This is a genomic window from Micromonospora sp. NBC_01655, assembly GCF_026339755.1.
GTDB lineage: Bacteria > Actinomycetota > Actinomycetes > Mycobacteriales > Micromonosporaceae > Micromonospora.
Genome location: NZ_JAPEQF010000001.1, coordinates 1582180 through 1595023, shown reverse-complemented (window position 1 = coordinate 1595023; position 12844 = coordinate 1582180). Strand labels below are relative to the sequence as shown.

At 74.4% G+C, this 12844-nt stretch carries 13 protein-coding genes; 7 read left to right on the top strand and 6 right to left on the bottom strand.

Features of this window, described 5'->3' with window-relative positions; all coding sequences use genetic code 11:
• Nucleotides 1–138 precede the first annotated feature (138 nt).
• From OOK41_RS07560 to OOK41_RS07550, 3 genes are all read left to right on the top strand, one after another.
• Nucleotides 139–306, top strand: a complete 168-nt coding sequence (locus tag OOK41_RS07560; RefSeq protein WP_007464795.1) for a DUF5679 domain-containing protein — start codon at nt 139–141, stop codon at nt 304–306.
• A gap of 206 nt (nt 307–512) precedes the next feature.
• Nucleotides 513–1565 (top strand): hypothetical protein, encoded by a 1053-nt coding sequence (locus OOK41_RS07555; protein WP_266263539.1) that lies wholly within the window; start codon nt 513–515, stop codon nt 1563–1565.
• Between the two features lie 198 nt (nt 1566–1763).
• Nucleotides 1764–3095, top strand: a complete 1332-nt coding sequence (locus OOK41_RS07550; protein ID WP_117665292.1) for an AarF/ABC1/UbiB kinase family protein — start codon at nt 1764–1766, stop codon at nt 3093–3095.
• Between the two features lie 359 nt (nt 3096–3454).
• Here OOK41_RS07550 and OOK41_RS07545 read toward each other — a convergent pair whose 3' ends face one another.
• From OOK41_RS07545 to OOK41_RS07535, 3 genes are all read right to left on the bottom strand, one after another.
• Nucleotides 3455–3820, bottom strand: a complete 366-nt coding sequence (locus OOK41_RS07545) for a WhiB family transcriptional regulator (protein ID WP_117665290.1) — start codon at nt 3818–3820, stop codon at nt 3455–3457.
• A 132-nt stretch (nt 3821–3952) separates the two neighbouring features.
• Entirely contained in the window at nt 3953–4210 is a 258-nt protein-coding gene (locus OOK41_RS07540) for a hypothetical protein (protein ID WP_117665289.1), read from the bottom strand.
• A 125-nt stretch (nt 4211–4335) separates the two neighbouring features.
• Nucleotides 4336–6501 carry an ATP-dependent DNA helicase UvrD2 gene (locus tag OOK41_RS07535; protein WP_266263538.1) on the bottom strand — a complete coding sequence of 722 codons (2166 nt, stop codon included), beginning with the start codon at nt 6499–6501 and terminating at the stop codon, nt 4336–4338.
• Nucleotides 6502–6590: 89 nt separating this feature from the next.
• On the opposite strand from OOK41_RS07535, the gene OOK41_RS07530 reads away from it, so the two are divergent.
• Nucleotides 6591–6833 (top strand): mycoredoxin, encoded by a 243-nt coding sequence (locus OOK41_RS07530; protein WP_117665287.1) that lies wholly within the window; start codon nt 6591–6593, stop codon nt 6831–6833.
• A 97-nt stretch (nt 6834–6930) separates the two neighbouring features.
• Here the strand turns inward: OOK41_RS07530 and OOK41_RS07525 are convergent, their stop codons facing one another.
• Entirely contained in the window at nt 6931–8199 is a 1269-nt protein-coding gene (locus tag OOK41_RS07525; protein WP_266263537.1) for an MFS transporter, read from the bottom strand.
• Nucleotides 8200–8401: 202 nt separating this feature from the next.
• Here OOK41_RS07525 and OOK41_RS07520 point away from each other — a divergent pair, with 202 nt between their 5' ends.
• From OOK41_RS07520 to OOK41_RS07510, 3 genes are all read left to right on the top strand, one after another.
• The gene (locus OOK41_RS07520) at nt 8402–9379 is read left to right on the top strand and encodes a helix-turn-helix transcriptional regulator (RefSeq protein WP_117665285.1); all 978 of its coding nucleotides are present in this window, start codon (nt 8402–8404) and stop codon (nt 9377–9379) included.
• Nucleotides 9380–9455: 76 nt separating this feature from the next.
• Nucleotides 9456–9695 (top strand): DUF397 domain-containing protein, encoded by a 240-nt coding sequence (locus tag OOK41_RS07515; protein WP_117665284.1) that lies wholly within the window; start codon nt 9456–9458, stop codon nt 9693–9695.
• 216 nt (nt 9696–9911) lie between these two features.
• Complete coding sequence (locus tag OOK41_RS07510; RefSeq protein ID WP_117665283.1) at nt 9912–10181, top strand: hypothetical protein; 270 nt, start codon at nt 9912–9914, stop codon at nt 10179–10181.
• 183 nt (nt 10182–10364) lie between these two features.
• Here OOK41_RS07510 and nudC read toward each other — a convergent pair whose 3' ends face one another.
• Complete coding sequence (gene nudC / locus OOK41_RS07505; RefSeq protein ID WP_266263534.1) at nt 10365–11348, bottom strand: NAD(+) diphosphatase; 984 nt, start codon at nt 11346–11348, stop codon at nt 10365–10367.
• A complete protein-coding gene (locus OOK41_RS07500) occupies nt 11345–12688 on the bottom strand; it encodes a pitrilysin family protein (RefSeq protein ID WP_266263532.1) in 1344 nt (447 codons plus the stop codon). Before OOK41_RS07500 ends, nudC begins: the two co-directional genes overlap by 4 nt.
• Between the last annotated feature and the right edge of the window lie 156 nt (nt 12689–12844).

Here is a 12844-nt window from a genome sequence, read left to right as displayed (position 1 = left end):
AGACCTGGGTAGGGTCCGCGGACCAGCGGTCACGAGGGTGGCCGCGGAGAAAAGACCCAGCGCCGGCGCCCCGCGTGGCCCGCCGCCGGGCAACCGCCGGAACCGGATTGACCGGCGGACGAGACGAGGAGGGCACCCGTGGCCGACCAGGCCCAGACCTACAACGGTTACTGCGTCAAGTGCAAGGAGAAGCGGGACTTCGAGGGGCACGTCGAGGTCTCGAAGACCGGGATGAACATGGCCAAGGGCAAGTGTCCGGTGTGCGGCACAACAGTGAACCGCATCCTGGGCAAAGCGAAGGTCTGACCCGTACGGGTCCGGTACGGGGGAGGGCGGCCGTGGCCGCCCTCCCCCGTCGCGTTTCCGCTGCCAGCCGTGGTGTCGGCTGACCGACATGGTTACCGGCCGGTTGTGGATAACCCGGCCAGTCCTGTGGACAGCCCTGGGCAGGGCGGTGCGCATCTGTGGACAACGATCGACGGACAGCAGGGACTCGGTCACGATTCGTCGTCATGAGCCGTCCCACGCTGCCCCGGCCCGTCCTGCTGCCCGGCCTTACCCGCCTGTGGCGGGACCGGCACACCCTCCAGCTCGGGCTGGGATCGGACCGCGCCGTCCTCGTCGAGGTGGCCAACCCCCGCGCCGTCCGGGTACTCGACCTGCTCGACGGCACCCGCAGCGAACGGCTCGTCCTCGCGCACGCCGCCGAGGTCGACGTGCCGCCGGACGAGGCGCGCGGGCTGCTCGACGCGCTGCGCGACGCCGGGCTGGTCGTACCCGCGCACACGCTGCTCCCCCGCGACCTCGCCGGCCCGGCCCGGCACCGCCTCGCCGCCGAGGCCGGGGCGCTGGCCCTGGCCGCGCCCGCCCTGCCCGGCACGCCGGCCCAGGTGCTGCGGCGGCGCCGGACGGCGCGGGTGCTGGTGACCGGTGGCGGCCGGCTGGGCGCTCCCGTCGCCGTCGCGCTCGCCCAGGCCGGGGTGGGACACGTGCATCCGGACCTGGCCGGGTCGGTACGCCCGGCCGACCTGGTCGGCACCGGGCTGGCCGCCGCCGACCTGGGGCACCCGCTGGCCCCGGCGGTACGCGCCGCGGTGGACCGGGCCGCCCCCGGCACCGCCACCCGCCCGCTGCACCGCAGCCGGCCCGACCTCGTGCTCCAGCTCGGCGTCGACCGGCCGGCCGCCCTGCTCGCGGCCGGGTTCGCCCAGCGTCGCCAGCCGCACCTGCTGCTCACCCTGCGCGAGGGGGTGCCGACGGTCGGCCCGCTCGTCCGCCCGCCCGCCGGGCCCTGCCTGCGCTGCGTCGACCTGTACCGCACCGAGCGGGACCCGGGGTGGCCGGCGCTGGCGGCCCAGCTCGCCGCCGACGCGCCGGACCAGTCCTGCGGCACGGCCACCCTGCTCACCGCGGTCGGGTACGCCGTCGCCGAGGCGCTGGCCCACCTCGACGGCGGCGCGCCGGAGACCCTGGGCTGCGCCGTGGAGGTGACCGGCCCCGGCCGGCTGCGCCGGCGTACCTGGCCGCCCCACCCGTCCTGCCGCTGCGCCGGGCGGGGTCGCTGACCAACCGCGACGGTTCCGGCGGAGCCGGCGGACAGGTCGGTACCGGCGGACAGGTCGGTGCCGGTGGACGGGTCGGTGCCGGCCGTGGCGGTCCGGCGGGGCCGGCCGGCGGGCGCGTGGCACCCCGATCCGGGAGGTGAGCGGCCCAGCCCGGCCACGGAGCAGCCGCGGGGCCGCCGAGTCGGTAACAATGGCCGAGTGACCGACATCCCGCGCCGGGCCGTGTCCCGGACCGCCAAACTCGCCGCTCTGCCGCTCGGCTTCGCCGGCCGGACCGTCCTCGGCATGGGTAAGCGCGTCACCGGGCTGGCCTCCGACGTGATCTCCGCCGAGATCCAGCAGCGCACGGCCGAGCAGCTGTTCAGCGTCCTCGGACAGCTCAAGGGCGGGGCGATGAAGTTCGGCCAGGCGCTGTCGGTGTTCGAGGCGGCCCTGCCCGAGGAGGTGGCGGCCCCCTACCGGCAGGCCCTCACCAAGCTCCAGGAGGCCGCGCCGCCGCTGCCCGCGGCCACCGTGCACAAGGTGCTCGCCGAGCAGCTCGGCCCGGCCTGGCGGGAGCACTTCGACGAGTTCGACGACACCCCGGCCGCCGCGGCCAGCATCGGGCAGGTGCACCGGGCCGTCTGGCGGGACCCGGCCGGCGGGGCGCCCCGCGACGCGGCCGTCAAGATCCAGTACCCGGGGGCCGGCGACGCGCTGCTCGCCGACCTCAAGCAGCTCTCCCGCCTCGGCGGGATGTTCCGGGCGATCCAGCCGGGGCTGGACGTGAAGCCGCTGCTTGTCGAGCTGCGCGAGCGGATCACCGAGGAACTGGACTACGAGCTGGAGGCCGAGTCGCAGCGCGCCTTCGCCTCCGCGTACGCGGACGACAGGGAGATCTTCATCCCGGCGGTGCTCGCGGCCACCCCCCGGGTCCTGGTCACCGAGTGGATCGAGGGCATCCCGCTGGCCGAGATCATCCGGGCGGGCACGGAGGAGCAGCGCGACGAGGCCGGCCGGCTGATGGCGATCCTGCACCTGTCCGCGCCGGCCCGGGCCGGTCTGCTGCACGCCGACCCGCACCCGGGCAACTTCCGGCTGCTGCCCGACGGCCGGCTCGGCGTGATCGACTTCGGCGCGGTGGCCCGGATGCCGGAGGGCACCCCCGAGCCGATCGGCCGGCTCGCCGGGCTGGTGCTGCGCGGCGAGGCGGACGCCGTGGTCAAGGGCCTGCGGGAGGAGGGCTTCGTCAGCCCGACCGAGCCGATCGACGCCCAGGCCGTGCTGGACTTCATCCGGCCCATGCTGGCCCCGGTCGCGGAGGAGGAGTTCCGGTTCACCCGGGCCTGGCTGCGGGCCGAGGCGACCCGGCTGGCCAGCCCCCGCTCCCCGGCGTACCAGCTCAGCCGGCAGCTCAACCTGCCCCCGTCGTACCTGCTGATCCACCGGGTGACGCTCGGCTCGATCGGGGTGCTCTGCCAGCTTGAGGCCAAGGCGCCGTACCGGTCGATCCTGGAGCGCTGGCTGCCGGGCTTCGCCCCGGTGGCCTGACCCGGCCGCTGATCCCCGGCGGCCGGGACCGGCGGCACGAACCGCGGGCCGGGACCGGTCGACGACGCGGGGGCGTGTCGGCCGACCGGCCGACACGCCCCCGCGTGTTTCGTGTTCGCTTACAGAACGCCCAGGTCGCGAGCCGACTGGCTGCGGCTGCTCATCACGACGGTACGGGCGGATCGGGTTGCCTCAGTGCTCGTGGTGGTACGACCGGCCTGAGGCCGGGGCATTCGGGCCCGGGACAACGCTTCGTGGAGTAGTTGCATCTCGATGGTTCCGTTCGGCAGGTGCAGCATGTGTCTCAGCTCTCTCGTGGCCGGTGTGGCACCGGCGGGGGATGGTGCGGATCGGGTGTGTCAGGCAGCAAGCCGGACGGTGTTACGCGACGAGGACAGCCCGGTGGCCGCCAGGCGCGCCTCGGCCTCGACCTTCAGCACGGCGTCACGGGCGACGTCCTCCTTGCGCGGGCGGCCCCGGGGCCGCTTGCGCGGAACGACCGCGCCACGCTCGAAGATCTCGCCACCCCAGACGCCCCAGGGCTCGGCCCGCTCCACCGCCCCGGCGAGGCACTCGACGCGCAGCGGGCAGTCCCCGCAGAGCGACTTGGCCAGCTCAAGCTCGGTGGGTGAGTCGGAGAACCACAGGTCGGGGTCGAACTTCCGGCAGGGCAGGTTCGCCTCCAGCTCGACGCTCACGTCGATGGGGGCCAACGCCAGACTCATCTCCCGGTCACCTCTCTCTCACTTCGATCTGGTGGATCAGACTTCCGACGTACTACGGGCGGGCAAAAAACTGAGGCCGCGGATCCCGGTAGCGGGTTCCGCGGCCTCGAGGAGAGCCGGTTGGTCTGGTGATCAGACCGGTCTACCTCGAGGTGGAACGCCGCGAACATCCGTGCGCTTCTTGGCGCCAGCGATGTCCATGCCCGTGAAGCCACTGGTCCCCTCGACTCCAGTCAGCGGCGCGACGGTCAGATTCAGCTCGGCCTGAACCCGGACCTGGTGCACCTGCGGAGACGACGGTCGCGCGGCGAGGGCCACCCGGACAGCCGACAGCGGAGCGACGACAGCGGGCATCGCCGCCGGGCGCTCATAGGTGAAGAAGATCTCCATTGGTGACACCTCCCTGACGTTTCCTCGAAGTCGACTGGTCTCCAGCCCCGTGAGCAGCCGGAATGGCGCTGCTCGCGAGGTGTGTCCTGAGGCTATTCCTCGCCCGGGGGCGAGGGCAAACGATTTTACGGCTCGATTTCGAAAGTTTTCTCAGGGCAGACGTCGTCCACCGCCGCGCCCCCCACCAGGGCCAGCACCGGCTCGCCGTACAGGCCGAGTTTGCGGGGGCCGATGCCGGCGATCGCGATCAACTCCTCGGGCCGGCCCGGTCGCCGCTCCGCCAGCGCGACGAGGGTGGCGTCGGTGAACACCACGTACGCCGGGACCTTCTGCGATCCGGCCATCCGGGCCCGCCAGTCGTGCAGCCGCTCGTACAGGTCCTGGTCGATGTCGGACGGGCAGGTCGGGCAGCGGCCGAGCTTGCGGTCCGGGCCGGCGAGCAGGGTCGCGCCGCAGATCCGGCAGGAGACCACCTGGGGGCGACGACGCTCCACCCGCTTGGTCGCCGCACCGGCCCCGGCCCGCTCGGTCCCGCCGCCGGAGCGGTCGAGCTGCGGCAGGAACCGCGACGGCCGCCGGGCCCGCCCACCGGGCGAGCGGGCCACCGCGTACGACAGCCAGAGCCACTCGCGGGCCCGGGTGATCCCGACGTAGAGCAGCCGGCGCTCCTCCTCGACCTGCTCTGCGGTGCGGGCGTACGTGGTGGGTAGGGTTCCCTCGGAGAGCCCGACCAGGAAGACGGCGTCCCACTCCAGGCCCTTGGCCGAGTGCAGGGACGCCAGGGTCACCCCCTCCACGGTCGGCACGTGCTGCTGGGCGGCCCGGCGGGCCAGCTCGTCGTTGAAGTCGGCCAGCGTCACCGGGCGCTCCACGGCGGCGGCCTCGCCGATCGGCAGCACCGGCGGGCTGGCCGCGTACTCCTCGGCGAGCTGGACCAGGGCGGCCAGCGCCTCCCACCGCTCCCGGGCCGCGCCGCCGGCCGGGGCGGCGTCCGGGGCCCAGCCGACCGCCGACAGGCCCTCCACCACGGCGGCCCGCAGCGGGGTCTCGCCGGGGATCGAGCGGGTGGCGGCCCGCAGCGCCACCATCGCCTGGCGCACCTCGGCCCGCTCGAAGAACCGCTCGGCGCCCTGCACCACGTACGGCACCTCGGCCTCGGTGAGCGCCTTCTCGTACGCCTCGGACTGGGCGTTGGTGCGGAACAGCACGGCGATCTCCCGGGCCGGGGTGCCGGCGTCGACCAGGGCCCGGCAGCGCGTCGCCACCGCGGCGGCCTCGGCCGGCTCGTCGGTGAAGATCCGCAGCTCCGGTTCGGGGCCGGTCGGGCGCTGCCCGCGCAGCTCCAGCCGCAGCCGGGCCTCGGTGCCCCGGGCCTGGGAGATGACGGCGTTGGCCAGCCCGACCACCTGCGGGGTGGAGCGGTAGTCCCGGACCAGCCGGACGACGGTGGCGCCCCGGTGCCGGCGCGGGAAGTCGACCAGGTACGCCGAGGTGGCCCCGGTGAACGAGTAGATCGTCTGACTGGCGTCGCCGACCACGGTCAGGTCGTCCCGGCCGCCCAGCCACGCCTCCAGCAGCCGCTGCTGCAACGGGTTGACGTCCTGGTACTCGTCGACCACGAAATGCCGGTACTGGGTGCGGACCTGCTCGGCGACGTCCGGGTGCTCCTCGATGCCCCAGACGGCGGCGCGCAGCATGTCCTCGAAGTCGATCACCCCGTTGGCCCGCTTGAGCCTCTCGTACGCGACGAACACCTCGGCCACCTTCGCCGGCTCGTGCGGCGTGTCGCGCAGCGCCTTGGCCGCCGCGACGACGTACTCCCCCGGCTCGACCAGGGACGACTTGGCCCACTCGATCTCGCCGGCCAGGTCCCGGGCGGCGGCCCGGTCGGCCCGCAGGCCGACCCGGGCGGCGGCGAGCGTGACCACCCGGGCCTTGCTGTCCAGCAGCTCGGGCATCGCCCGGCCCGCCAGCAGCCGGGGGGCGAAGTAGCGCACCTGGCGAAGCGCGGCGGCGTGGAAGGTACGCGCCTGCACGCCCTGCGCCCCGAGGGCGGTGAGCCGGGCCCGCATCTCGGCGGCGGCGCGGGCGGTGAAGGTGACCGCGAGCACGTGCCGGGGGGACACCTCGCCGGTCAGCGCCCGGTGGGCGATGCGCGAGGTGACCGCCCGGGTCTTGCCGGTGCCGGCCCCGGCCAGGATGCAGACCGGACCGGCGGGGGCGGTCACCGCGGCGCGCTGCTCCGGGTCCAGCCCGGCGAGCACCCGTTCCGACGCTGAGTGAACCCCCACAGCGAGGAATCATCTCAGCTCCCGCTGATGTTGCAGCGGTTAGCCTGGCCTGACCGGACGGGCGGAACGGACCTTGGAGGACCCCGATCATGTTGACGATGTACTCGACCCCGTGGTGCGGCTACTGTCACCGGCTCAGGTCGCAGCTCGACCGGGAGGGCATCGCGTACCAGGTGGTCGACATCGAGCAGGACACGAAGGCGGCCGAGTTCGTGATGCAGGTCAACGGCGGCAACCAGACCGTGCCGACGCTGCGCTTCGCCGACGGCAGCGCCCTCACCAACCCGTCCATCACCCAGGTCAAACAACACCTCGCCGCCCTGTCCGGCTGACCCTCACGCCGCGCCCTCCGGGCGCGTGCACTTTCACGGAAAGAGTGGCCACTCCACCTGGAATGGCCACTCTTTCCGTGTATTTGCGGGGGTGGGGTCAGGGGGTGGGGCGGGGGGCGGGGGTGGTCGGGGCGGGGGTGGTCGGGGCGGGCGGGCGGCGTTGGAGTGGGATGCGGACCATCGGGGTGGGGGTGGAGAGTTGGCGGCCCCGCCACAGGAAGATGCCGGCGGCCGTGGTGGTCAGGCCGACCAGGGCGAACAGCAGCCGGTAGTCGAACACGCCGACGAGCAGCGCGCCTGCGCCGATGGAGACCGCCTGGGGTCCGCTGACCAGGGCCTCCGACGCCGTCGTAACCCGGCCGAGCAGGCCCGCCGGGGTACGCCGCTGGATGAGCGTGTTCAGCCCCACCGTGATCAGCGGGAGCGCGGCCCCGGCCAGCAGCAGCGCCGCGCAGCCCAACGCCAGGTTCGGGTACGCCAGGGCGAACGCGGCCGGGCCGAACAGGGTGACCCCGGTGGCCAACGCTCCCACCTCGCCCGCGCGGCGCACCACGGCGGCGGAGAACAGGCCACCGACCAGCCCGCCGACGCCCTGCACGGTGACCAGCACGCCGACGAAGGCGGCGTCGCGGCGCAGCCCGTCGTCGACGTACGCGAAGATCAGTGACTCGGTGAAGCCCATCACCAGCGAGCCGAGGCCGTAGCCGAGCAGCGCCCGGCGCAGCGCCGGCTCGCCGGCCAGGTGGCGCAGCCCGGCCCCCAGCTCGGCCGACCACCGCAGGGTGCCGCCGGCCGACGGCGTCTCGGGCACCCGGAGCAGGGCGACCACGGCGGCGGCCACGACGAAGCCGGTCATCGCCAGCGCGGTCAGCAGCCAGCCGCCGACGGCGGCGTAGAGCGCGGCCCCGGCGAGCGGGCCGATCAGCCGCAGCCCCTGCCGCACGGTCTGCAGCACGCCGTTGGCGTCGGCCAGCAGCTCGACCGGGACCAGTTGCCGGATCAGCCCGCTGAGCAGCGCGCTCAACGTCAGGTACGACAGCCCGTACAGGGCCGCCACCACGTAGATGACCCGGACGTCCGCGCTGTCGGAGACGGTGAACAGCGGGGTGAGCAGGATGGCGGTGGCGAGGTTCGCGGCGATGAAGAAGGGCCGCCGGGGGTACCGGTCGACCGCCCAGCCGACCAACGGCGCGAGCACCATCGGCGCGATGATCGCGAAGATCGTCGCCCCGGCCAGCCCGTCGGAGCCGGTCAGGTCCTTCACCCAGATGGCGAGGGCGAGCAGCAGGATCGACTCGGCGGCCATGCTGGCCAGCAACGCGCCGAACAGCAGGCGGAACTCGGGGCGGCGCAGGACGGTGCGCATCGGGTTTCCTCTCCGGAGGGTGGCCGGGGCCACGGGGTCGGCGACGTCGGGATCGCCCGTGTCCTGTCCGCGGTCCTCTTTTCCGCGAGACACGCCCCCGTCGGGACGCCCGACGTCGGTCGCGCCGTCCATACTGACCGTGGGGGGCGAATTGCATACAGTTACCGTCGCATCCGCGGCGGTCGACGGAGAAGAGGACACCGTGCCTCCTGCCGGACCCAGCCCGATCATGCGTCGCCGCAGGTTGGGCAATGAGCTGCGCCGACTGCGCGAGACCGCCGGTCTCACCGGGGACCAGGTCATCGCGCGGATTGGCTGGGCCTCCGCGTCCAAACTGTCCCGGCTGGAGAACGGCCGCAGCCGTCCCGACCCCGACGACGTCCGCACCCTGCTGGACCTCTACGGCGCCGACGGCGAGTCGCGGGCGGAGCTGCTGGGCATCGCCCGGGAGGCCGGCGACATGCGGGGCTGGCTGAAGAAGTACCCGGTGATGACCCCGCAACAGCGCACCTTCGCCGAGCTGGAGGCCGGCTGCGCCGAGATCCGGGAGTACAACCCCGTGCTGGTCCCGGGGCTGTTGCAGACCCAGGGGTACGCCCGGCTGCGGATCGTCTCGGCCCAGCAGGTCGAGTCCGGCGCCGGGGACCCGGAGCCCGGCGAGGCGCCGGAGACCGAGGTGGCCGCCCGGCTGGCCCGCCAGTCGCTGCTGGACCGCACCGACACGCCGCGCTACACGGCGGTGCTGGAGGAGGCCGCGCTGGGCCGGCGGGCCGGCCCGCCGGACGTGCTGCGGGAGCAGCTCCGGCAGCTCTGCGAGCTGGCCATGCTGCCGCACGTCACCCTGCACGTGCTGCCGCGGGACACCCCGATCGGCGACTGGTACCTCCCGCCGACCGCGTTCTCGATCTACCTGTTCGCCGACCCGCTCGACCCGGAGACGCTGGCCATCGAAGGTGGCTTCACCAACGTCATGTCAACCGAGGCAAACGCCCTAAATCGCTATAAAGTGGTCTTCGAGTGGTTGCGCTCGGCGGCGCTCTCCGAATCGGACACCATCACCTGGCTCTTCGAGGCTTCGGGGCGGCTGGCCGACGGGGGAGGCCCGTCCGCGGCGGGCCACGGGTCGGCAACGGCGCCGACCCAACGCCGCCGACACTCCGGACGCCTGACGGAGCGGTGATCCACCGCGGGATCCGCCCCGTCCGGGCGTGCGGCGCCACTCGTCCCGTCGGAGCAGTTCCAGTCAGGAGCAGACCATGAACGACATCCGCAACATGCCGCTCGCACTCGTCCGGCAGCTGGCCGACGCCCCGTGGCGGACCAGCACCCGCAGCCAGACGTCCAACTGCGTCGAGGTGGCCCCGCTGCGCGTGGGCCCGGCCGCGGTGGCCCTGCGCGACAGCAAGGACCGGGGCGGCCCGGTGCTGCTGTTCGACCGCGCCGGCTGGCGGGGGTTCATCGCCGGGACGAAGGACGGGCAGTTCGATCTGACCTGATCCGGTGACCGGGCGGGGCCGTCGGCGGTGTGCCGGCGGCCCCGCCGCGTTCCCGGCGCGCCACCCCGCTGACCAGGGCTCATCCGATCAGGCGGCCCTGCGGACCGATCGGCGAGTTTCACTTGCTGGGACGCCGCCCGGGCGTAACATGTCGGAAGAGTGACGTGGAACTTCCACGGAGTACCGTCCGTCACGGTCGCATCCCGGAGTAAACCCATGCGGTTCCTGATCGTTCGCACCGACATCCGCTCCGCCGCCGACATCGACATCGCCGCGGCCTGGGCCGGCGGGGGCCGGGTCCGGGACGAGACGGCCAGCCCGGAGCCGCGCCGCCAGGTGGTGCACGCCGAGGACCGGGACGCCGCCCTGCTGCTGGCCCGGGCCCTGTCGACGGTGGGCGCGGTCCGCTCCGGCAAGCAACGGGTCAAGGTGCTCCCCCTCGACGACCCCGCTCCGCACCGCCGCCGCTTCGACTCCGGCGGCTGACCCACCCGGCGTCCGTCGTGGTCGGACCGGCTCCCCCGCCGTGTTCCTCGCCTCACCCGACCAGGGCGGCCCGTGTTCCCGGCCCGGGACCGTCGCGGCAACGGCGGCCACGGGCCGGGACCGTGTCCAGGGCCCGGAGCGGGCCGCCGTGCAGGCGGGCGAGCGCGCCGGCAGCCGGGCAGGTCAGCAGTGGCCGTCGAGCCAGCGGTGGATCAGGAAGAGCGCGATCGACGACGGCGGGGGCAGCACCAGCCGGTCCCCGTCGCCCACCGCCACCGGCCGCCCGGCCAGCGCCGCGCCGATTTCCCGCCGGGTGAACCAGCGGGCGTGCGTGATCTCGGCCGGGTCCAGGTGCACGGGGTGCTCCGGGTCGGCCAGGGCGAGGAAGCCGAGCATCAGCGAGCCGGGGAACGGCCAGGACTGGCTGCCCGCGTACACGATCTCCTCGACTGCGACGCCGACCTCCTCGCCAACCTCGCGCAGCACGGCGGCCTCGGCCGACTCGCCCGGCTCGACGTACCCGGCGAGGCAGGAGTACCGGCGCCCACCCGGGATCCCCGCCCAGGCGGCGTTGCTGCCGAGCAGGCAGCGCCCCTCGATCCCGTCCACCCCGTCGTGCACCAGCACGATCATCGCCGGGTCGGTGCGCGGCCAGACCCGGTCACCGTCCGGCTCGATCCGGGACCAGCCGGCCTCGTCCACCCGGGTGGGGTGGCCGGTGACCGAGGAGTAGCCGTGCCGGACGTGCCAGTTGGTCAGCGCCAGCGCGGTGGTGAAGATGCCGGCGTCCCGGTCGAGCAGCAGGTGGCCGATGTCGCGCAGGTGCGCCGCCCGGGTGCCCGGCAGCTCGGGCAGCGGGCTGTCCACGGCGAACACCGGCACGCCGTCCGGCTCGACGCCCAGGAACATCGGGACCGAGCGGGGCACCTCGGGCAGCGCACCGGAGCCGAGCAGCACCAGCTCGGGCGGGGAGGCGTCGGCCCGGACCAGGGTCCGCCCGTCGCTGCCCGAGTCGAGCACCAGCACCCGGGCCCGCTCCCATGCCTCGGCCAGCCATGCCGGGTCGGCGCGCCGATGCGCGGCCCGGTCCAGGGTGGACCGGGCCAGCGGCGGGGCGGTCTCCCCGCTCGGGTCGGCGCCCCGCACCGGCCCCCGCCCGGCGGTCACGGCCGGGCCGGCTCGGTGTGCACCGGGGCGAGCGCGGACAGGGCGGGGGCGATCCGTTCGGCGTCGCCGAGCACGACGGTGACCGCCCGCGCCGGGGCCAGGTAGCGCCGGGCCGCCTCGGCCACCTCGGCGACGGTGGCCTTCGCCAGCCGGGCGGCGTGCTCGGCGAGGAAGTCCAGGCGCAGCCCGTTGCCCGCGAACGCGCTGGTCAGCGACGCCAGCCCGGCCTGGGTGGACATGCCGAGCTGGAGGGTGCCGAGGGCGTACTGGCGGGCCTGCTCCAGCTCGTCCGGCTTCGGCGGCAGCGTGGCCAGCCGGCCCAGCTCGTACGTCGTCTCCAGCAGCGCGGGCGCGGTGACCTCGGTGGCCACCTCGGCGGCGGCGATCAGCACCGACCCAGCCACCGAGTGCTCGACCAGCGAGTGCGGGCCGTACGTGTAGCCCTTGTCCTCGCGGATGTTCTCCACCCAGCGGGAGGAGAAGTACCCGCCGAAGAGCAGGTTCGCCAGTTGCAGCGCGGCGTGGTCGGGGTGGGTGCGGGGCACCGCCGGCAGGGCGATGCGCAGCGAGGACTGCACCGAGCCGGGCCGGTCGACCAGCAGCAGCGCGCCGGGCTCCAGCGGCGGGGCGGGCGGTAGCTCGTCGTCGTGCCCGGCGCCGCTCCAGCCCGACAGGGCCTTCTCGGCGGCGTCCAGCGCCCGCTCCGGCTGCACGTCGCCGACCAGCACCAGCACCGCGTCGGCCGGGTGCACCCGCTCGGCGTGCAGCCGGCGCAGCGCCGCCGGCCGGACCGCGTGCACCTGCGCCGGGTCGGGGGTCTGCACGGCGTACGGGTGCTTGCCGTAGATCCGCCGGAGCAGGGCGGTGCGGGCCAGGTGGGCGGGCTGGCTCTGGGCCACCTGGATCCGGTCGACCAGCCGGTCCCGCTCGGTGCCGACCTCCTCGCCCGGGTACGTCGCGCCGGTCAGCACGTCGGCGAGGATCTCCAGCATCCGGTCCAGCCCGGTGACCAGGCCGGCGCCGGAGAGCATCAGCCGGTCCGGGTCGATGCCGGCGGAGAGCCCGCCGCCGACCGCCTGGAGTTCGGCGGCGATCTGCACGCTGGTCATCGACGCCGTGCCGGAGAGCATGGTCTGCGCGAGCATCGTGCCCCGGGCCAGGTGGGTCCGGCCGGTCGGCATCCACAGCCGCAGCTCGACCAGGGGGACAGCCGGCCGGCGCACCGCGATGACGGTGAGCCCGTTGCCGAGCCTGCGCTCGGCCTGCTTCGGCACCTTGAACCTGCGGTTCGGGCCGAGCGGCGGCAGAACCCGGGTGCCCGTCCCCACGGTTGCCGTCACCTGTCCCTCCTTCGTTCGCGACTGCGAGGCTCGCAAACCCGGCTCACTCCTCGCGCTCACCACGCCACCACCGTTCGCGACTGCGAGGCTCGCAAACCCGGCTCACTCCTCGCGCTCACCACGCCACCACCGTTCGCGACTGCGAGGCTCGCAAAC

Bases quoted from the DNA above. Each gene is read 5' to 3' on its own strand.
- OOK41_RS07555 (WP_266263539.1), top strand. From the start codon at position 513: ATGAGCCGTCCCACGCTGCCCCGGCCCGTCCTGCTGCCCGGCCTTACC.
- OOK41_RS07545 (WP_117665290.1), bottom strand. From the start codon at position 3,820: ATGAGTCTGGCGTTGGCCCCCATCGACGTGAGCGTCGAGCTGGAGGCG.
- OOK41_RS07540 (WP_117665289.1), bottom strand. From the start codon at position 4,210: ATGGAGATCTTCTTCACCTATGAGCGCCCGGCGGCGATGCCCGCTGTC.
- OOK41_RS07530 (WP_117665287.1), top strand. From the start codon at position 6,591: ATGTTGACGATGTACTCGACCCCGTGGTGCGGCTACTGTCACCGGCTC.
- OOK41_RS07525 (WP_266263537.1), bottom strand. From the start codon at position 8,199: ATGCGCACCGTCCTGCGCCGCCCCGAGTTCCGCCTGCTGTTCGGCGCG.
- OOK41_RS07515 (WP_117665284.1), top strand. From the start codon at position 9,456: ATGAACGACATCCGCAACATGCCGCTCGCACTCGTCCGGCAGCTGGCC.
- OOK41_RS07510 (WP_117665283.1), top strand. From the start codon at position 9,912: ATGCGGTTCCTGATCGTTCGCACCGACATCCGCTCCGCCGCCGACATC.